Consider the following 18,522-nt stretch of genomic DNA (forward strand, 5'->3'; position numbering starts at 1 on the left):
CGATACATGCTGATTCCTTTTGGTAAAGCTGATTCTGCCGATGGTATCACTGCCTGTTGATGTCAAGGCAAGACGCTGAAAAGAAAGCGCAAAAAGGGCTTTGCATTTGGCGCTCAAAACGCTAGTATACGCACCGTCTTGAGGCGCAATTGATGCGCTAAAAAACAAGGCATTCGGAGCGTGGCGCAGCTTGGTAGCGCGTTGCAATGGGGTTGCAAAGGTCGCAGGTTCGAATCCTGTCGCTCCGACCACTTATATCAAGGAGTTAGCGCACACCAAAACCAGTTTGCCAGCTAATCGCGAGCGACTGTTCCAGTGCTGCTCCAACAAAAAAGCCCTCTCGACATGGCGGACAAGCCACATCGGGAGGGTTTTTTTCATTTTGCACACATGCATTATTGGATTGCTTCACTAAAAGAGCAAGTCGTTCACTTTATGCTAGGGCGCTACCATTAGCACCATCAAGTATACCTTCAGCTAAAATATTGACCTTGCATAAGCGATTACCATCTGCCAAGCTAGCCGGTGTGTATTGATAGCAACATGCTAACGTAATTAAAATAAAAAACCCTCAAACTCCATATAGCCAAAAAATTATGCTAATTATTTACAGTAAAATTTACACACCAACCACTCTCAGTGCTATATTTTCGTTATTCATTATTCTGTGGTCGCAACCAATTTTAGCACAAACAGAATCTTCCCCAAACAAAAAACTTGATACCAACTTGGAATCACTTGATACCAACTTGGAAACGCTAAAGAGTAAAGACAAAAAAATAGCTGCTAGCACTAACAGCCTTTGCATTGAGCTAGGGAAGTCTGGTTGCAAACTAATAAAAAATGCTTGCAACGGCTCACTACTTCCAAACTTTTGCTTCAATCGATCCTTTTTATTTTCCATAATGGATGTGGCCACATGTGAGAGCAACGACTTTGAGGCGTGCAGCCGAGAGAGAGAGAATTATGAAAATAAATTTATTGAATTTTCTGAAAGCTACGCTAACGAACCAGGCATTGCTAGGGCAGCAGTAAACATATGCGCACCATTTCATAAAGAGAGTATTTCTCACCCAACCGCCAAAATAGCAAAGCAAAATCTTGACAAGGTTATAGAAGGGGCGGGCGTTTATTACAACTTCAAAGAACTGTATTCCTGCATCGAAGAGAGTTATCAAGAAATGGCAAAAGGTGCTTTGTCACCTAAAAAATAAATATATGATCCTCTACTTTTCCAAAGCAACCAACACGGACCTGATATGCTCAGTTGTCAGATGGCCGTAGTGCTCAATCGTTGTTGCGATATCGCGATGTCCCATCAGCTTCATGACCGCCATCAGATCGGCCCCTGACATAATGAGTTGGGAAGCGAAATTGTGTCGTAGTGTGTAAAGGTCGAGGTCAGAGTCCAGCCCGCCCAGCTTCTTGATGATAGGCCATGGTCGCCGCCCCAGTGCGCCAGCTGACAACCGCCTGCCCGTCCTGGGAGACGGAAAAACATAGCCTGTCCTGGGTCGACCATTCTCGACCCACCATATCCGAAGCGCCTCCAACAAACGTTCCGAGATGGGAAAGCTGGTCGGCCTGGTGCTGTGATGCGCCGTCTTCTCGATCACCTTGGTGATCGTCTTGGTCTCGAAGTTTACGTTTTCCCATCGCAGTCCGTATACATCTCCAGGGCGGAATCCTGCATAGTAAATAACGAGAATAGCCGGAACCACATAGTCGACATAAGTTAAATGATCCCAGTCGGGAAGATGGCGGTTAGATTTTTTCGCACGCGATCGACGTCGCATATCCTTTCGATTTCGGGTGTAGGCGTCAAACCCTCGAAATAGGCCAACTACTTCGTCATTAGTTAGCGCACGACGGGAGCGAATGATATCAATTCCGTGATCATCGCCAGTAATTGGTCTTCTAAGTCGGACGCTTTTGATCGGGTTTTCTGCGATAAATCTTTCCTCCACCGCCATATTGAGCATATTCTGGAGCACGTCATAGGATCGCTTGATGGTCAGAAACGCCAGCCCCTTCTTTTCAAGTCCGTGATGCCAGCGCGTCACATCAGACTTGCTCAGCTCGGTCATTCGTTTCCGATACCACGACCTGAAATGCCGGTCGAGCCGGTCGAGGTCCTCTTGCCCTCTCTTCATACGCTCCTTGTGTGGGCGGTAAACCGTATCCAGAAACGTCTCGATGATTGTGGCATCCTCTCGCCGTCGCTGCTCTTCCTTACGGCTCTGGGCCTCCTTGGCGGCCTCTTCGACCAGACGCGGCTCTATGCCCTGTGAGAGCCCTACCGACATCTTCCTCGCGATCTCCCTAGCCTCGTCAACCGAGACAGTCGGATAACGGCCGATCTTCACCGTTGGCCTCTTTCCGGTTAACTTAGAGCGATAGCGAAACGAGAAGGTCGTGACATTGCGATTGTAAAGCGTGCACAGGAAGCCACTGATCACGGTGTCATAGATCGTTCGTATCTCCTTGCGTCTCCCATGCTTGATAGCAGAATCGGTGATCTTCCGTTTCAGAGTGTAGTCAGTCATCTCGGCAGCGCCCCCCGGTGTAGTGTCAATCCGATCGGACGCCTGAGGCTGGCGGAGTGGTCGACTCAGCGAGTCGTCCGCAACGGCTCCAGATGATGCCGTAATCGCATACCTGGACCAGTAGGTGCCGTCATCAGTGTCCAGAAACAGATTACCGTCGACATGATGCGGCGATCAAAATATTTATTGGATCAATATCTTATTGCACAGGACTGCGTTCGGAGCCGGTGCGCCTAAGGGAGCGCGAGCAGGATGGGGTTGCAAAGGTCGCAGGTTCGAATCCTGTCGCTCCGACCAGATTATCTCCTTAGAAAACCGCCGCTTACGGGTCAAACCGAGCGGCGGTTTTTTTATTGGGTCAAAAAACTTCGAAGTATTTTCGTAAAACTCTTGGCTTAACGGCGGGGGTAAGGCTCGGTTAACTGACTACGGATGGCCAATTTCTCGTCTATCCTGTGCCTTATGTGTGGAAGATTCGCTTTATTCAGCCCGTATTCGCAGCTGGCCCGCAAGGTCGGTGCGATCATGCCTGAGCGTGAGCCTAGCCCGCGTTACAATGTGGCGCCCGGCACGTGGATACCTGTCTTCCGGCGGTCTCCAGAGAATTCGGCACCGCTTCTTGATGAGCTGTGGTGGGGGTATCGACCATCCTGGGCCAACGGCAAAAGCAGCCAGCCCATCAACGCCCGGGCCGAGACGGTGGCGACCAGCGGTTACTTCAAGTCGGCCTTTGCCAAGCACCGGTGCCTGGTGCCAGCGAACGGGTGGTACGAGTGGATCAAGAGCACGTCCCCCAAGCAGCCGCATTTCCTGTGTCGCGAGGATCGAGAACCGTTGTTCTTAGCCGGAATCTACGCCGAGCGTGAGGACGGTAGCCTGGGCTGTGCCATCATCACCGAGCCGGCCCGGGGAAGTGCTGCAGAGGTGCACGACCGTATGCCGCTGATCCTCGACGACGACAGCCTTGAGTCGTGGCTTGACCCTGACCTCACGGACCGAGAGACGATCCGCAACGTGGTGCGACATATCGATGCCGAGCTGATTGAACACTGGCCGGTCAGCACTGCAGTCAACAAACCGACAGAGGGGCAGGGCGCCGAGCTGATCAATCCTGTGTGATTGCGGGAGACTATTTTTATCCGCGCCCTTAACTTAGGTTATTTCCCAGGCGGTACTGGGTTGGCAATCTATTTGTACTGAGTCAGGGAGGCTCATCAGGGAAGGACGAGTCAGGATGACTTAAGCTCAAGGATGCGCAGGCAGGAAGCCTACGATGGAATACAAGGAAGGGAAGACACAGCCCGGCTACTGGCCGGGCTTCTTTGTATCTCGCCTCTCACTTTATCCGCACGACTGGCAGCTCATCCCACCTGGTGGTGTACCGCGGCGGCGCTGCTATAAACTTGGCTTTCTTGTGACCGTGCAGTGGCACACATCGCCATCGATGCGATCAATGCGAACAACAAGCGGGCGATCCTCAGCCGCATCTTCTCTAAAAGGGAGCCAGGTATTTGAATCGAGCTGCCGCACATATTCCCTACCCACCTCAGGCCCCTGCACCTGATCCGTGCCAATCTGTGTTTTCATGCCAACGTCAAGATGATTTATATCTTGCATGGACTTCTCCTGTGTCAAATAAAATAGAGTAACATCTGCGCATACTCATGCCATCGATTCCTCGGGGTTCCAGAGCAAACGCACGTGCTCGCCTGAATCATCGAGCGGAATTATCGTCACGTGGCCGAGCGTGCCCAGTTCTTCCAATAACTGGCGCCAATCATCTGAGTTTTCATCTGGCTGGCGCGAAATCTCTGCACACTTTTGCGATTGAGCCTTGGGCAAGTTGATCATGCGCTGGATGCAGTAGGTGTTTGGTTAGGAAATTGCGATTTTACCCATGGTTGCGGGTCAATTTAAGCATTGCGACCTAACCAATTTTTTGTTGAAAAAAACCGCTTTTTCTCTCTTCCATGCCTGTCATACTGCCTTGATCTATATAAGCGATAGCTACATCGATAGCTACATTTATAAATAAGCCAAACCAGACAGAGGAGAGAGGCAGTGATTGAGGCACTGGTTAATAAGCTGAGTTACTACATGACTCTCTCCAACGAAGAAAAACAGGTGCTGATGAAGGCGGCTACCCGAAGCTTTCATGTGGACAAAGGTGAGATCATCATCGAAGAGGGCGAGCGACCTGAGTACGTCTATCTCATAGAAAAGGGATGGGCATGTCGCTACAAACTTCTGAAAAGTGGTGATGTATGCATCATGACCTACCTGATCCCGGGAGATCCATGCGATGTGCACATCATCATCCTTGAGGTGATGGATCACTCGATACGTGCGCTTACTCCAATGATATTGATTGAGTTTCCAGCAGATGAAATGCGCAATATCATGGAAAACCATTCTCGCCTGGCGCGAGCGCTTTTCTGGTGCACCCTAGTGGATGAAGCCATTTTGCGAGAATGGTTGGTCAACATGGGAACTCGGCCGGCCGAGCCACGCCTGGCGCATGTCTTTTGTGAAATGCTGATACGTTTGCGTATTGCCGGCTGCGCTGAAGATCACAGTTTTGAATTTCCACTGACCCAGGCGGAACTCGGCGAGTCGATGGGGCTAACACCGGTACATACCAATCGTGTTCTTAGAAAATTGCGACAGGAGGGCTTGGTGTCGCTGGAAAAGAAACGTTTGACGATTCTCGACTGGGAGCGATTGAAGCAATTTTCTCAATTCGACCCGATTTACTTACATTGCCAAAACCTACCTTGCTAAAACCTGCCTCGATGAGCTTTTCCCCCGGCAATGCGCTTAGCGGCGCTGAAAGAGGAGGGGCCATCAAAGCGCTGGCCACAGCTGTGAAAAATTGTCGTTATCTTTAGCTGAAAACTTCCTTGTAACTTATTGATATTTATAGAGCGAATTAGCCGTATCGGCTGGTGCTGAATAAGGCAGGTATTTATTTAAAATCAACAGGATACTGGGCGAGGCGCGGCAAAATGGGGTTGCAAAGGTCGCAGGTTCGAATTCTGTCGTTCCGACCAAAAAGATTATTAAAAACGGCCACTTAGCTAGCTAGCGAGGTGGCCGTTTTTCGTTGGGCATCGTTCTAGGTTCCAAATACGTGGCACGTGCCGACAACAGCCAGCCACCTTGATGGCACTCCTCATCTACGACTCCTGTGTTTCAGTCGGGCAAACGCCGATTTCATGCCAGCAAGGCGAGCAATGCTTTTGCGGCATTTTCCGAGCTGGCAGGATTCTGGCCGGTGACCAGGAGACCGTCTGTCACTACATGTGGCTGCCAGTCTGCCCCTTTCTCGTAATGGCCGCCCAGGCGCTTAAACTCATCCTCTATCAAGAATGGCACGACGTTGCTCAGGCCGACCGCCTCTTCTTCGCTATTGGTAAAACCGGTGACGCTACGCCCGGACACCAATGGCTGACCCTCGGCATCGCGAACCTTGACCAACGCCCCGGGGGCGTGGCACACCAAGCCCATAGCCTTGCCGGCCCGATCGAAGGCTTCTATCAGGTCAATGGACGTCTGATCGTTCGCCAGGTCCCACAACGGGCCATGGCCGCCCGGGTAGAAAACGGCATCGAATTCGGCAGGGTTGATGTCCTGCAATGGAATGGTTGAGGCGAGTTGAGCCTGTGCTGCTGGGTCCTGGCGAAAACGTTCGGTTGCCGGGGTCTGTGCTTCCGGTGCGTCGCTGGTGGGGTCGATCGGAGGCTGGCCGCCTGCCGGAGAGGCTAATGTAACCTGGGCCCCGGCATCCTTGAACACATAGTAGGGTGACGCGAATTCCTCGAGCCAGAAACCGGTTTTCTTGCCAGTGTCACCAAGTTGGTCGTGTGAGGTCAGTACTAGCAGAATCTTCATGGCAACTATCCTTCTTCAGCATTAGTTTCAAGTGAATTGACCAATTGCCGATGCAAGTCAGCAGTTGGTCTGTGGTTTTTAAGGCCTGACATAAAGGCTTGGCCGAAGGCCTCCGTCCAGACCGGTGCGCACCGCCACAGCAATAGCCGGGATAGGAAGGCCCGGGGGGCGGTGAGCTGAGTTATCGAAAGTGTAGAAGCGCTTCATGAATCGTGCCCGAAGTTGCCCCTAGTGCGTGGTCACCAGCATCACCACGCTGAGAGCAGCCGAGACCCACATGGCTGGCTTGATCTCCTCGATGCGCCCGGTGAACAGCTTGATCAGCACGAAGCTGAGGAAGCCAAAGGCGATGCCTAGGGTGATCGAATAGGTCAGCGGCATCAAGATGATGGCCAGGAAGGCCGGGAAGGCCTGGTCGAACTTTGTCCACTCGATCTTGCTGATCGGGGCCAGCATGAACAGCCCCACCAGCACCAGCGCTGGCGCAGTGGCGATACTCGGTACCAGCGAAAGCAGCGGTGACAGGAACAGGAAGGGCAGAAACAGCAAGGCGATGGTTACCGCCACCAGGCCGGTCCGGCCGCCCTGGGCGACGCCGGCGCCGGATTCGATGAAGGTCTGGGCCGCGCTGGTACCCAAGGGAGCAGCAATCATCGAGGCGAAGGCATCGACGGTCATGGAGCGCTTCAGGTTGCGCGGGTTGCCATCCTTGTCCTTGAGGTCGGCCGATTCGGAGAGGGCCATGAAGCACGACAAGGCATCGAAGAAGTTGGTGAACAGCATCACGAAGATGAACGGCAGATAGGCAACCTTCAGCGCTCCCCAGATGTCCACCTGCATCACTGCGCTGAAGTCTGGCCAGGCCGCCAGGCCGCTCCACTCCACCACCACGTCACCGCCCCACAGCCGACCCATGGGCGATGCCAGCAGGGTGGTCAGGGCGATACCCAGAATCAGCGCGCCGTTGAAACGCAGGATGACCAGGATCGCTGTCGCCATCATGCCGATGAAGAAGGTGACCATGCTGGCATCCATATTGCCCAGCGTCACCAGCGTAGCGTCGCTGCCGACGATGAAGCCCGCATTCTTGAAGCCGATAAAGGTGATGAACAGGCCGATGCCGCAGGTGATCGCATAGCGCAGAGAGGAGGGAATGGCCTCGATGATTGCCTTACGGACGTTGAACATGGCCAGGATGGCGAACAGCACCCCGGACCAAAATACGCAGCCCAGTGCCACTTCCCAGGAGAGCCCCGCGCCCTGTACCAGGGTATAGGTGAACAGGGCGTTCATGCCCATGCCCGGCGCGACCAGGATCGGGTTACGGGCATAGAGCCCCATGGCCAGGCTGCTCATGAAGCTGATCAGCACCGTGGCCGAGAGGGCGGCGGAGAAGGGGATGCCGGCATCGTTGAGAATCGCCGGGTTGACCACGATGATGTACATGGAGGCCAGGAAGGTGGCGATCCCGGCGAGAATTTCGGTGCGCAGCGACGAGCCACGACGCGTCACGCCGAAATAGTGGTCCAGCCAGTTGGCAGGTCTGGCGACCTGCCCATCGGACCCTGCGGTGCCCTTGTCGGTAAGGGAGGAGGCGTTCGGTTCCATATCGGTGATCCCATTGTTGTTAGAAATTGTTGTTAGAAATTGTTGTTAGAAATTGTTGGAAATCGGGTATCAATCCAAGAGGCGTTTTCTATGTTGATCGCCTGGCTGACCAAGTGGTCAATCAGGCATGGAGACAGACTAAACAACATTTGACCACTTGGACAGGTAGCTATGACCATTGTCGTAGATGACACCCTTGCAAGGGTTGAAGGCAGTCAGTCCCTGGCGTGTTGACGCCGCCCGCCCGCCCAGGTTTCCAGTACGCTGCGGTCGTCGCCCAGCATCATCAGTGCGAACAGGCGCTCGCCAAGGGTACGACAGCGGGCATGACGCCTTGACAGCAGCGGTGTGGCATCGAGGTCGAGCACCACGAAGTCGGCCTCCATTCCGGGTGCCAGGCGGCCGATCTCGCTATCCAGCGACAAGGCTCGCGCATTGCCCAGTGTCAGGCCGTACAGCCCTTGCCAGGCCGTCAGGGGCTGACCGCGCAATTGGCCGACTTGGTAGGCGGCCTTGAGGGTCGCCAGCCCGGAAAGGTCGGTACCACCGCCGACGTCGCTGGCATAGGTCAGATTGAGCCCGACGTCGCGTGCGGCGTGGCGGTCGAACAGGCCGCTACCCAGGAACAGATTGGAGCTGGGGCAGAAGGCCAGGTTGGCGCCACGGTCCGCCAGCCGCTGCCGCATCTCCTGGTCGAGATGGATGCCGTGGGCGAAGGTACTGCGCGGCCCCACTAGCCCGGATTGCTCGTAGACCTCAAGGTAGTCGCGGCTCTGCGGAAACAGCTCGGCAACCCAGTCCAGCTCGCCAGTATTTTCGGAAAGGTGGGTCTGCAGCCACAGGCTCGGGTCGTTGCGCAACAGCCCACCCGTCGCGTCCAGTTGCTCCCGGGTCGAGGTGGGGGCGAAGCGTGGTGTGAGGCTGTAACCGAGGCGTGCCGTGCCGTGCCAGTCGCTGATCAGCCGCTCGGCGTCGCGAATGCCGCCCTGGGTGTCGTCGCAGAGTGCTTCCGGGGCGTGGCGATTCATGTGTACCTTGCCGGCCAGCATGCGCAGGTTGCGCTTGCGGCTGGCAGTGAAGAAGGCATCCACGGAATTGGGGTGGCTGGAGCAGAACACCTGAGCGGTGGTGGTGCCGACCCGCAGCATCTCATCGAGAAAAACATCAGAAAGTGTCAAGGCATGAGCGTACTGGGCGAAGCGACACTCTTCGGGAAAGGTATAGTCGTTGAGCCAGTCGAGCAGCTGGCGCCCGTAGGAGGCCATGATCTCGAGCTGAACGTAATGCACGTGGCTGTCGATGAAGCCGGGCATCAGCAGCTTGCCACGGTGGTCGATCACCTCGATTCCCGGGGGCAGGTCCGGTGCGAGTCGCGCATAGTCATCGAGGGCGCGGATGCGGCCATCCTCGATCCACAGGGCGGCGTCTTCGATATGGCGAACGCTGCCCTCGGCGGGGGTGTCGCCCTCGCCGGGGTCGGCATTGAAGCTCAGCAGTTCGGCGCGTATCACGCGCGGGTCGTTTGTCGTCATTATAGGGGCTCGTTATCGGTAAAAACTTGGACTTATCTGAGCTTGGCTCCCGTCGCAAGAAAGCACTAGTCGAATACCTGGCGCAGTTCCGCCGGGTCGAGGCCGCGCCGGTCGGCATGTTCGGCGCTGCCCATCAGCGGCAGCAGCTCGGCCAGGGCGGCCAGGGCAATGGCATAGGGCGTCTTGTCGCCGCCTGTGCCACCACTGGCCATGCCGATGGGGCAGCGCACCCTGGCCAGTGTCGCTTCGTCATGGCCGGCATCGGTCAGCCGCGAGCGGAAGCTGGCCCATTTGCTGTGTGATCCGATCAGGCCGATCGACGCCATGTCATCACGACGCAGCAGGGCATCCACCAGCTCGCGGTCTTCGGCGTGGTCATGGGTCAGCACCAGCGCGTGGCTGTTCGCAGGCAGGGCGGCCACAGCGTCCCGAAGGTCAGTCGCGTGACGACAGGTCAGACGCGGCTGCGCCTCGGCCCAGTCGGGGAAGACGCCGTCGCGGCTGTCGTGCCACAGCACCTGCCAGGGCAGCGGGGCGGCCAGGCGGACCAGCTCGCTACCCACATGGCCGGCGCCGAAGATGGCCAGGGTTGCCGCACTGCCGGGGAAGATCTCCAGCAGCACGTTGACGAAGCCGCCGCAACATTGCCCGCTGCGCCCGCCCAGGGCGAAGGCCTCGAGGCTCATGCCGAGCGCTCCTGATGCCAGCCGTTCGCGGGCCGCGTCGATCACCTGGAATTCGAAGGTGCCGCCGCCTAGGGTGTCGTGGACGGCGTCAACGGTGATCACCATCCGAGCGCCGGGCTCCCGGGGCGTGGAGCCGGCGCTGGTCACCACGGTGGCCAGCGCATGGGGCAGGCCGTTCCGCTGCAAGCGGTGCAGGGCCTCATGCCAGCTTTCGGGGCGCTGGACGTTCATCAGTCGCCACCCTTTTCCAGCGGCCGTGTATCGTGCCGGGTACCGTACTTGGCGCGCAGGGTCTCGGCGGCCATCAGCACGCGTTCCGGGGTGGCCGGCGTGTCGAGTCGCGGTGCCTCAGCGTAGTCGGCAAGGCTCGCCAGGGCGTCACGCAAGGCCGACCACACCGCCATGCCGAGCATGAAGGGAGGTTCCCCCACGGCCTTGGAGCGGTAGATGCTGGCCATGGAGTTGGGGTGTCCCTCCAGCAGCTTGACGTTGAACACCGGTGGCAGGTCGCCGTAGGTGGGAATCTTGTAGGTTGCCGGGCCGTCGGAGATCAGCCGTCCGGCCTCGTTCCACTTAAGCTCCTCGCTGGTCAGCCAGCCCATCCCCTGGATGAAACCGCCCTCCACCTGGCCGATGTCGATGGCCGGATTGAGCGAGTCGCCCACGTCGTGAAGGATATCGACCCGGTCGACCTGGTATTCGCCGCTGAGGATATCCACGCTGACTTCCGCCACGGCGGCGCCGAAGGCGTAGTAGTAGAAGGGCCGACCCTGGCCGATGTTGCGGTCGTAGTGGATCAGCGGCGTGGCGTAGAAACCCTTCTCCGAGAGCGAGATGCGGTTGAGGTAGGCGGACTGGACCAGCTCGCCCCAAGGAATGCGTTGCTCGCTCTCGCCGTGGCCGGCAATCAGGTGTCCGGCTTCCAGGCGCATGTCTTCGCGGTCGAGCCCCTGATCCGGATAGAGGTGCTCATGGGCGAAGTCGAACAGGCGCTGCTTGAGCTTCATACAGGCATCGCGTGCCGCCTGGCCGTTGAGGTCGGTGCCACTGGAGGCGGCGGTGGGCGAGGTGTTGGGCACCTTGTCGGTGCGCGTGGCGGTGATGCGGACTTCCTCGGTATCGAGGCCCAGCTCACGGGCGGCCACCTGACAGATCTTGGTGTGCAGGCCCTGGCCCATTTCGGTGCCGCCGTGATTGATCATCACGCTGCCGTCGGTATAGACGTGCAGCAGGGCGCCGGCCTGATTGAGATGCTTGGCGGTGAAGGAAATACCGAACTTCACCGGCGTCAGCGCCAGGCCGCGCTTGACGATGGGGCTCTCGGCGTTGAACTCGGTGATCGCGCGGCGGCGTTCCCAGTAGTCGCTGCTGGTCTCGAGCTGGTCGACCAGATCATGTAACAGGCCGATCTGGTCCACCTGCTGGCCATAGTGAGTGATATCCCGGCGAGTCGTCTGGCGGCCAGCGCGGTAGAAGTTGCGCTTGCGTACCGTCAGCGGGTCCTCGCCGATGCGCCGTGCGATGTCGTCCATCGCCGCCTCGATCACCATCATGCCTTGGGGGCCGCCGAAGCCGCGAAAGGCGGTATTCGATGCAGTATGGGTGCGGGCACGGTGGCCGGTCACCCGGGCATCACCCAGCGAATAGGCGTTGTCGCTGTGGAACATGGCGCGATCGACGATGGCATCCGAGAGGTCCGGCGAATAGCCGCAGTCGCCGATCAAGGTGATCTCGCCACCCAGGATCACACCCTGGTCGTCGACGCCTAACCGGTAGCGGTTATGGAAGGGATGGCGCTTGCCCGTTGCGCGCATGTCCTCGGCGCGGGGCAGGCGTACCCGGGTGGTGCGGCCGGTGCGCCGGGCAATCAGCGCGGCGATGCAGGCCCAGGGCGAGGCCTGGGTCTCCTTGCCGCCGAAGCCACCGCCCATGCGGCGCACCTCCACGGTCACGGCGTGGAACGGAATGCCCAGCACCTCGGCCACCAGTTTCTGGGTCTCGCTGGGGTGCTGGTTGGAGGTGAAGACCACCACGCCCTCGTCCTCGGTGGGCTGCACCAGGCAGGCCTGGCCTTCCAGGTAGAAATGCTCCTGGCCGCCGACAAACTGCTCGTCTTCCACGACAAGCGCGGCGTCCTTCAGCGCCTGCTCCCAGTCACCGCTCTGCTGGACATGGCTGGGGCGCACGAACTCTTCCCGCTCGGCGGCGGCGACCGGATCCAGGCAGGCCGGTTGCTCGTCGATCTCCACGACTGCCGCCTGGACGGCTTCCCGCGCAGCACGATGACTCTCGGCCGCCACGGCGAAGATGACCTGGCCGACGTAGCTGATCGTATCCGAAACGAAGATCGGGTCGCCGGGGAAGACCGGGCCGATATCGGTATGACCGGGCACATCACCCACGGCAATCACATCCACCACGCCGGGCATGGCGCGGACCTTGTCCAGGTCGAGGCGGGTCAGGCGGCCATGGGCGACGGGAGAGAGGCCCAGGGCCACATGCAGGGTGTTAGCAGGGGCGCTCAGGTCGTCGATGTAGGCCGCCCGCCCGGTGACATGCTTGACCGCGCTCTCATGGGCCTGGGAATGCGGGTGAGTATTGGAATAAGGAACCGTTTCGCGGGCCAGGGGGCCGTCACCCTTGATGCGTCCATCGAGCTCGTGACGGGCAGCCGCCGAGTCGGCGCCCACGTCGGCGGTGGCTTCTTTGTTGGATGCTGGCGCGGTTCCGGGCGCCGTAGAGAGCTTAGTGAGCGTACGCATGGAGCATCACCTCCCGAGGGCTGTCTGTGGCATCCTGCGCCTGGTTTTCAATAATAAGCACCAGACGCAGGCGTTCGAGCAGGTTGGCGGCAGAAACCTGACGATAGTGGGCGCTGCCGCGCACATCCGACATGGGCTGGAAATCCTGGGACAGCGCCAGCCGTGCCTCCTGGAAGGCAGCCGCTGAGGGCGCCTTGCCCTCGAGCGCCGCTTCGGCCCGGGCCGCACGCTTGGGAATGGCGGCCATGCCGCCAAAGGCCAGGCGGACGTCGCGCAATACGCCATCCTCCAGGCGCCAAGCGAAGGCCCCGAGCACCGCGGAAATATCGTCCTCACGCCGTTTGGACAGCTTCCACACCTTGAGCGTTTCTCCCTCGATAGGGTGAGGCAGGAATAGGGCGCGGATCGCTTCACCCTGCTGCAGGGCGGTACGCTTGTAGTCGAGGAAGAAGTCCTCAAGCGGCAGTTCGCGCTCGCCCTCGGGACCTACCAGCTTGAGGCGTGAACCCAATGCCAGCAGTACCGGCGGGGTGTCACCGATGGGCGAGGCATTGGCCACGTTGCCGCCCAGGGTGCCGCGATTGCGAATCTGGGAAGAACCCAAGCGATGCAGCAGGTGGGCGAAGGCATCAAAATGTTCCTCGAGCAGCGGCTCGAGTCGGGCATAGGTCACGGCAGCGCCGATCCACCAGCCGTGACGGCCGTCTTCGAGGGTGGTCTCTTCGATCACGTTCAGCTCGGCAACGCGGGTGACATCGATCAGTCGCTCGAAGCGTACCAGGCGTTGGGTGCTTTCCAGCCACAGGTCGGTGGCCCCGGCAACCAGCCGCGCATCGGGGTGGCACTCCAGGCACTCGATCAACTCGGCGAGCGTGGTGGGCTGGACAAAAAGGCTGTCACTAACGACCGGTCCTGCTTTCGGCTCAGGAGCGGCGGCGTCCATCCACAGCGGGCGATGCTCGGGGTGTTCATGCATGGTTAGCGCAGCATCGCGTATCGGGCGGTAGCCGGTACAGCGACATAGATTGCCCCCCAGGGCGGCCTCGAGGCGCTGCGGCGTCAGTGGTGCCAGGGCCTTGTCTTGCTCCCTACGCTGCTGCTCGTGAAGGGTGAACAGCGACATGACGATGCCCGGGGTACAGAAGCCGCACTGGCTGCCGTGGCATTCGACCATGGCGGCCTGGGCGGGGTGCAGCTTGTCGCCGTCGGCGAGGCCATCCACGGTCACCAGATGGCGTCCATGCAGCTGATGGGCCGGGGTGATGCAGGCATTGGCGCTGTGATAGCGCAGCTCGCCGTCGGCACCGGTTTCGCCAATGGCGACGGTGCAGGCGCCGCAGTCACCGGAGGCGCAACCCTCCTTGGTACCCGTTTCGCCGAGGGTTTCGCGCAGCAGTTCAAGCACACTGGTTTCGGGTGTCGCCTCGCAATGGCGGGGCTGCCCGTTGAGGAGGAAGTCGATCATCGCCGTGTCTCTTGTTGACTTTGTTAAGGGGAGCGTTTGTCGCAAGAGGTTGACCAAGTGGTCAGGATTTTTCCAGCATGTGCCAGGATGTCGCACTTTGCAAGCCCGAGATCGCCTCGCCGTCGAGCCGTGCCCACGTCGTTAGGATCGGTGTTCGCAACCGAGGGTCCGTAACAGCGCGCCAGTGTGCCCCAACGCCGCGGGGCCTGCGCTAAGGCAGGCCCCGGGTGCTGTCGGCGAAGCGAGCCGGTGATTACAGTCGGCTGGCCACGGCGTCGAGGAAGCCATTCATGTCGACCAGGGTCTCGCCTTCCGGATCGTTGGTCTTGCCCTTGAGGTCGCCGGTGATGATCCCGGCGCCCACGGTATCGATCAGCGCTGCCTTGAGGCGGTGGGCGTAGTCGATCAGAGCGTCGTTTACCTGGCGCTCGCCCAAGGTCTCCAGGGCGTTGGCCACGGCGAACAGCAGGGCCGAGGAGTTGAAGTGGGCCTGCTTGCCATCGGTTTCCAGGTAGGTGAGGTAAAGGTCGTGGGCAGTGCCGTGGGGCGCCTCGAACAGCATGGTGCCGTCCTTGCTCTCTATGATCGAGCTGGCGGTGGCCAGGCTGCCGCCGAGGGCCGCGGAGATATCGGAGAAGATGTCGCCGTCCAGATTCTGCGCCGGATAGAGGGCGTTGCGGGGCGGGTCGGTGATCATCTTGGTGAGCTGGCTGGAGGGTCGCATGATCATGAACGATGGCGGCGGGGTGCCGGTCTCGGCGAGCTCACGGCGCACGTCGGTGATCGCCGTGCTGAACACCTCGTCGTACTCCATGTACTCGCGCTTGAGGCCGAAGTAGACTTCCTTCTCCTTGCGCGAGGCATCCCGGAACACCTGAAACACCCAGTCCTTGATCGCCGCCTGGTCGTTGGACATCAGCAGGATGGGGTCGCCCTTCTTGACTCTTCGCGCGTGTTTTTCCTCGCCGTCGACAATCACCTTGAGGATGCCGTCTTCCGAGGCCGGGGCGTTGAAGCTGCCGTACTGGTCACCGCCGCCGGCGCTCATGCGCGAGATGGAGACCTGGGCCTTGCGGTCGGGAATGCCGTAGCGCTTGAGCTGCTCCACCAGCTTGTAGAGCTTACGACCGGTGGTATTGTCCGGCACGCCCCACAGGGCGCGCTCCGGCGGGTTGGCGACCAGGCGTGCGGCCTGGGCGTCGATCAGTTCATAGAAGTAGTCGAGCCCCAGCGCCTCCACCTGCGCGCGGTAGTCGCGATCAAAGATATCCTCGATGGCGGCTCGCATCACGCCGTCGTAGCCGGCGATCACGGTGTCCTTGAGGCCCAGATAGATGTCGCGCTTCTCATTGATGGCGCGCTGGAAGAAGCGATGGGCCCATGCCTTGACGTCTTCCACGTTGTTGGTGGCCAGCAGCCAGGGGTCGCCCTTGTTGACCTCGCGGCGATGCAGTTCCACCGGGTCGCCGCTCTCGCCCACGAACATCAGCTTGACCACACCGGTAGCGCGGGAGAGCTCGTTGAAGCTGTCCTTGATGCCGCCGGTGTCCATGGTGTCCACCTCGATATCGCGGCCGGTCCACTCCGGGCGTGAGACCTTGAGGTTGCGAAACTCGATGTCCTCGCGGGTGATGTTGCCGCCGATGCCCTTGCGGATGGCGCCGTTGGGCGACTTGGTGGCCAGCGGGTGCAGGCGGGTGCCGTCGATTTCGGAGTGCTTGTCGAGCATCTCGCCGAGCTGAGTGCGGTTGACCGTCATGCCGGCATTCTTGATGCCGACACCGTGCTCCCTGAGCGCCTCGATGGCATCGATCACCACCTGACCGTTAGTGATCAGGCGGTTCTCGGCCGAGAGGTCGATCTCCACCAGCGGAATATCCAGCCGTGAAGTCACGAAGGTATCGAGGATCTTCTCGAAGGCCACCTGGGCCATCTCGTCGCCGTGGAGGATGACGAGAGGGGCGTCGACGCGGATCTTGTTGCTCATCAAGGTTCCCTGTTGTTAGTGATCGATCGGTGATGATCGTAACGATGTTGAGTAGGTATTAGGGTACGCCTGCCGCCGGCACGACGCTACGCGCAGAAAGCAGTAGGGCGCGGGCGGCGGAAAAAGTCGAAGGGTGGCGCGCGACGTGGTCATGCAGGTGCGGTAGGCTGGCGAATTGTCCGCTTTCTACTGATGGAGTCCCTGCCATGACCGTAATGATACTCGGCCTGTTGATCTTTCTGGGGGTGCACTCGGTGCGCATTGTCGCCGACGACTGGCGCAATGCCCAGATCAAGCGCTTTGGCAAGCTGCCTTGGAAGGCCGTCTACTCTTTGGTCTCGATCATCGGCCTGGCGCTGGCGATCTGGGGCTACGGCCAGATGCGCCTCGACCCCACCTGGGTGTGGTTTCCGCCGGTGGGGCTGTACCACGTCGTATCGCTGCTGATGATTCCTGCCTTCATCCTGCTGGTGGCGGCCTATGTGCCTGGCAACCATCTTAAGGCAAAGCTTGGGCATCCGATGATCATCGCCGTGAAGTTGTGGGCCTTCGCCCACCTGCTGGCCAACGGTCGGCTGGGCGATATCGTCTTCTTTGGCGCCTTCCTGCTGTGGGCGGTGTTTGACTTCCGCGCTGCGCGTCGTCGTCCGGCTCCTTCGACGCAGACCCCGAGCATGGCGCGCACTGCCATCACGGTGGTAGCTGGCCTGGTCGCCTACTATCTCTTCGCCTTTCACCTGCATGTCTGGGTCACCGGCGTTCCGGTGATGTGATTCCGACAGCGGTGTCGTGTCGTTAAACCCTGGTTTCTAGGCCTGTCAGCCTTCGACCTGGCTCTTTACCTTTTCCACGATATGCGCGCCGATCGGAATTGCCGAGGTGGCGGCAGGCGATGGCGCATTACCCACATTGACGGTACGAGGCGTATTGACGAACAGGAAGTCATCTACCAGCTTGCCATCATGAGACACGGCTTGGGCGCGAACCCCGGCAGGGTAGGGTTGCAGGTCATTCAAGGTCAGGCTCGGGCAGTACTTGCGTACCTGTTCGAGATAGCCCTTCTTGAACAGCGAGTTTTTCATCTCGGCAAGTCCCGGGCGCAAGTTCTTGCCCAGTACCTTGAGGATGCCGGGGTTGGTAAGCATCTGCGCCATGTCGATCAACGAGATATCCCGTTTACGATAGCCTTCGCGCTTCATTGCGAGTACCGCATTGGGGCCCACCGTCACGCTGCCGTCTATCATGCGGGTGAGGTGCACTCCGAGAAAGGGCATGGAGGGGTCTGGAATTGGATAGATCAGGTGATTGACGATTTGATTGTGCTGTTCAGACAACCGGTAGTACTCGCCCCGGAACGGACAGATGGTGAAGCCGGGGTCCTGGCCGAGCATTCGAATCACCCGGTCGGCCATCAGGCCAGAGCAGGAAACAAGGTAGCGGCAGGGGAAGGTGTCTTGGGAGGTAGTGACAATGACTTCCTGGCGGCGCTCTTCAAGCGCTGTCACGTCCTGTCCGTATCGAATCTCGCCGCCCATTCGCTTGAACTCGGCGGCCATGGCAAGCGTCACCTCGGCGTAATTGACGATGCCGCTGGAGGGTACGAAGATCCCGCCGATGCCGGTAATGTTGGGCTCGCGTTCACGCAGGGCATCGGCATCCAGCCATTCACGCTCCAGGCCGTTGGCCGCTGTGCGTTCCCACAATGCCTGCATGCGCTGCATTTCCACCTCATCGGTGGCCACCAGTAGTTTCCCGCAAATATCGTAGGCAATCCCATGGGTATCGCAAAACTGCCGGGTCGCCTGGTTACCGGCCAGGCAAAAGCGTGCCTTCAAGCTGCCCGGCGTGTAATAGACCCCTGCATGAATGACGCCACTGTTGTGGCCGGTCTGGTGCTGGGCGGGACCTTGCTCCTTCTCCACGACCAACATGCGCCTATCTGGATAAGCCTGTTTGAGCTGCATGGCGGTGGACATACCCAGAATGCCGCCACCCACAATAATAAAATCGTACATGCCGTTCCTTATGCCTTATCCGTGGGAGGA

The 18,522-nt window shown here is 59.1% G+C and carries 15 protein-coding genes and 1 tRNA gene; 5 read left to right on the forward strand and 11 right to left on the reverse strand.

The window, feature by feature from the left end; all coding sequences use genetic code 11:
- Positions 1 to 174 precede the first annotated feature (174 nt).
- Both LG290_RS06805 and LG290_RS06810 read left to right on the forward strand, forming a co-directional pair.
- Positions 175 to 251 (forward strand) — tRNA-Pro (locus LG290_RS06805).
- 477 nt (positions 252 to 728) lie between these two features.
- The gene (locus LG290_RS06810; RefSeq protein ID WP_499836770.1) at positions 729 to 1,214 is read left to right on the forward strand and encodes a hypothetical protein; all 486 of its coding nucleotides are present in this window, start codon (positions 729 to 731) and stop codon (positions 1,212 to 1,214) included.
- A 12-nt stretch (positions 1,215 to 1,226) separates the two neighbouring features.
- On the opposite strand, the gene LG290_RS06815 is transcribed toward LG290_RS06810, so the two are convergent.
- Positions 1,227 to 2,546, reverse strand: coding sequence for a site-specific integrase (locus LG290_RS06815; RefSeq protein WP_499836772.1), 1,320 nt, complete (start codon positions 2,544 to 2,546; stop codon positions 1,227 to 1,229).
- 462 nt (positions 2,547 to 3,008) lie between these two features.
- Between LG290_RS06815 and LG290_RS06820 the strand changes: the two genes are divergently transcribed.
- The gene (locus LG290_RS06820; RefSeq protein ID WP_499836773.1) at positions 3,009 to 3,665 is read left to right on the forward strand and encodes an SOS response-associated peptidase; all 657 of its coding nucleotides are present in this window, start codon (positions 3,009 to 3,011) and stop codon (positions 3,663 to 3,665) included.
- Positions 3,666 to 3,941: 276 nt separating this feature from the next.
- On the opposite strand, the gene LG290_RS06825 is transcribed toward LG290_RS06820, so the two are convergent.
- Together LG290_RS06825 and LG290_RS06830 are read right to left on the reverse strand one after the other, a co-directional pair.
- A complete protein-coding gene (locus tag LG290_RS06825; RefSeq protein ID WP_499836774.1) occupies positions 3,942 to 4,163 on the reverse strand; it encodes a hypothetical protein in 222 nt (73 codons plus the stop codon).
- A 45-nt stretch (positions 4,164 to 4,208) separates the two neighbouring features.
- Entirely contained in the window at positions 4,209 to 4,397 is a 189-nt protein-coding gene (locus LG290_RS06830; protein ID WP_499836775.1) for a DUF1654 domain-containing protein, read from the reverse strand.
- Positions 4,398 to 4,607: 210 nt separating this feature from the next.
- Between LG290_RS06830 and LG290_RS06835 the strand changes: the two genes are divergently transcribed.
- Complete coding sequence (locus LG290_RS06835; protein WP_499836776.1) at positions 4,608 to 5,327, forward strand: Crp/Fnr family transcriptional regulator; 720 nt, start codon at positions 4,608 to 4,610, stop codon at positions 5,325 to 5,327.
- Between the two features lie 432 nt (positions 5,328 to 5,759).
- Here the strand turns inward: LG290_RS06835 and LG290_RS06840 are convergent, their stop codons facing one another.
- The 7 genes from LG290_RS06840 to LG290_RS06870 form a co-directional block, all read right to left on the reverse strand.
- Positions 5,760 to 6,437, reverse strand: a complete 678-nt coding sequence (locus LG290_RS06840) for a type 1 glutamine amidotransferase domain-containing protein (protein WP_499836777.1) — start codon at positions 6,435 to 6,437, stop codon at positions 5,760 to 5,762.
- 228 nt (positions 6,438 to 6,665) lie between these two features.
- The gene (locus LG290_RS06845) at positions 6,666 to 8,045 is read right to left on the reverse strand and encodes an NCS2 family permease (protein WP_499836778.1); all 1,380 of its coding nucleotides are present in this window, start codon (positions 8,043 to 8,045) and stop codon (positions 6,666 to 6,668) included.
- Positions 8,046 to 8,260: 215 nt separating this feature from the next.
- Complete coding sequence (guaD, locus tag LG290_RS06850; RefSeq protein ID WP_499836779.1) at positions 8,261 to 9,577, reverse strand: guanine deaminase; 1,317 nt, start codon at positions 9,575 to 9,577, stop codon at positions 8,261 to 8,263.
- Positions 9,578 to 9,642: 65 nt separating this feature from the next.
- Positions 9,643 to 10,494, reverse strand: a complete 852-nt coding sequence (xdhC, locus tag LG290_RS06855) for a xanthine dehydrogenase accessory protein XdhC (RefSeq protein ID WP_499836780.1) — start codon at positions 10,492 to 10,494, stop codon at positions 9,643 to 9,645.
- Complete coding sequence (gene xdhB, locus LG290_RS06860; protein ID WP_499836781.1) at positions 10,494 to 13,025, reverse strand: xanthine dehydrogenase molybdopterin binding subunit; 2,532 nt, start codon at positions 13,023 to 13,025, stop codon at positions 10,494 to 10,496. Before xdhB ends, xdhC begins: the two co-directional genes overlap by 1 nt.
- Positions 13,009 to 14,490 (reverse strand): xanthine dehydrogenase small subunit, encoded by a 1,482-nt coding sequence (gene xdhA / locus LG290_RS06865; protein ID WP_499836783.1) that lies wholly within the window; start codon positions 14,488 to 14,490, stop codon positions 13,009 to 13,011. Before xdhA ends, xdhB begins: the two co-directional genes overlap by 17 nt.
- A 253-nt stretch (positions 14,491 to 14,743) precedes the next feature.
- Positions 14,744 to 16,477 carry an isocitrate/isopropylmalate family dehydrogenase gene (locus LG290_RS06870; RefSeq protein WP_499836784.1) on the reverse strand — a complete coding sequence of 578 codons (1,734 nt, stop codon included), beginning with the start codon at positions 16,475 to 16,477 and terminating at the stop codon, positions 14,744 to 14,746.
- Between the two features lie 206 nt (positions 16,478 to 16,683).
- On the opposite strand from LG290_RS06870, the gene LG290_RS06875 reads away from it, so the two are divergent.
- Entirely contained in the window at positions 16,684 to 17,250 is a 567-nt protein-coding gene (locus tag LG290_RS06875; protein ID WP_160416887.1) for an NnrU family protein, read from the forward strand.
- Between the two features lie 45 nt (positions 17,251 to 17,295).
- Here LG290_RS06875 and lhgD read toward each other — a convergent pair whose 3' ends face one another.
- Positions 17,296 to 18,492, reverse strand: a complete 1,197-nt coding sequence (lhgD, locus tag LG290_RS06880) for an L-2-hydroxyglutarate dehydrogenase (RefSeq protein WP_499836785.1) — start codon at positions 18,490 to 18,492, stop codon at positions 17,296 to 17,298.
- Positions 18,493 to 18,522: the final 30 nt, after the last annotated feature.

This window comes from Halomonas sediminis (assembly GCF_044871105.1).
Lineage (GTDB): Bacteria > Pseudomonadota > Gammaproteobacteria > Pseudomonadales > Halomonadaceae > Vreelandella > Vreelandella zhuhanensis.

Bases quoted from the DNA above. Each gene is read 5' to 3' on its own strand.
- LG290_RS06815 (WP_499836772.1), bottom strand. From the start codon at position 2,546: ATGACTGACTACACTCTGAAACGGAAGATCACCGATTCTGCTATCAAG.
- LG290_RS06820 (WP_499836773.1), top strand. From the start codon at position 3,009: ATGTGTGGAAGATTCGCTTTATTCAGCCCGTATTCGCAGCTGGCCCGC.
- LG290_RS06825 (WP_499836774.1), bottom strand. From the start codon at position 4,163: ATGCAAGATATAAATCATCTTGACGTTGGCATGAAAACACAGATTGGC.
- LG290_RS06830 (WP_499836775.1), bottom strand. From the start codon at position 4,397: ATGATCAACTTGCCCAAGGCTCAATCGCAAAAGTGTGCAGAGATTTCG.
- LG290_RS06840 (WP_499836777.1), bottom strand. From the start codon at position 6,437: ATGAAGATTCTGCTAGTACTGACCTCACACGACCAACTTGGTGACACT.
- LG290_RS06845 (WP_499836778.1), bottom strand. From the start codon at position 8,045: ATGGAACCGAACGCCTCCTCCCTTACCGACAAGGGCACCGCAGGGTCC.
- guaD (WP_499836779.1), bottom strand. From the start codon at position 9,577: ATGACGACAAACGACCCGCGCGTGATACGCGCCGAACTGCTGAGCTTC.
- xdhC (WP_499836780.1), bottom strand. From the start codon at position 10,494: ATGAACGTCCAGCGCCCCGAAAGCTGGCATGAGGCCCTGCACCGCTTG.
- xdhB (WP_499836781.1), bottom strand. From the start codon at position 13,025: ATGCGTACGCTCACTAAGCTCTCTACGGCGCCCGGAACCGCGCCAGCA.
- xdhA (WP_499836783.1), bottom strand. From the start codon at position 14,490: ATGATCGACTTCCTCCTCAACGGGCAGCCCCGCCATTGCGAGGCGACA.
- LG290_RS06870 (WP_499836784.1), bottom strand. From the start codon at position 16,477: ATGAGCAACAAGATCCGCGTCGACGCCCCTCTCGTCATCCTCCACGGC.
- LG290_RS06875 (WP_160416887.1), top strand. From the start codon at position 16,684: ATGACCGTAATGATACTCGGCCTGTTGATCTTTCTGGGGGTGCACTCG.
- lhgD (WP_499836785.1), bottom strand. From the start codon at position 18,492: ATGTACGATTTTATTATTGTGGGTGGCGGCATTCTGGGTATGTCCACC.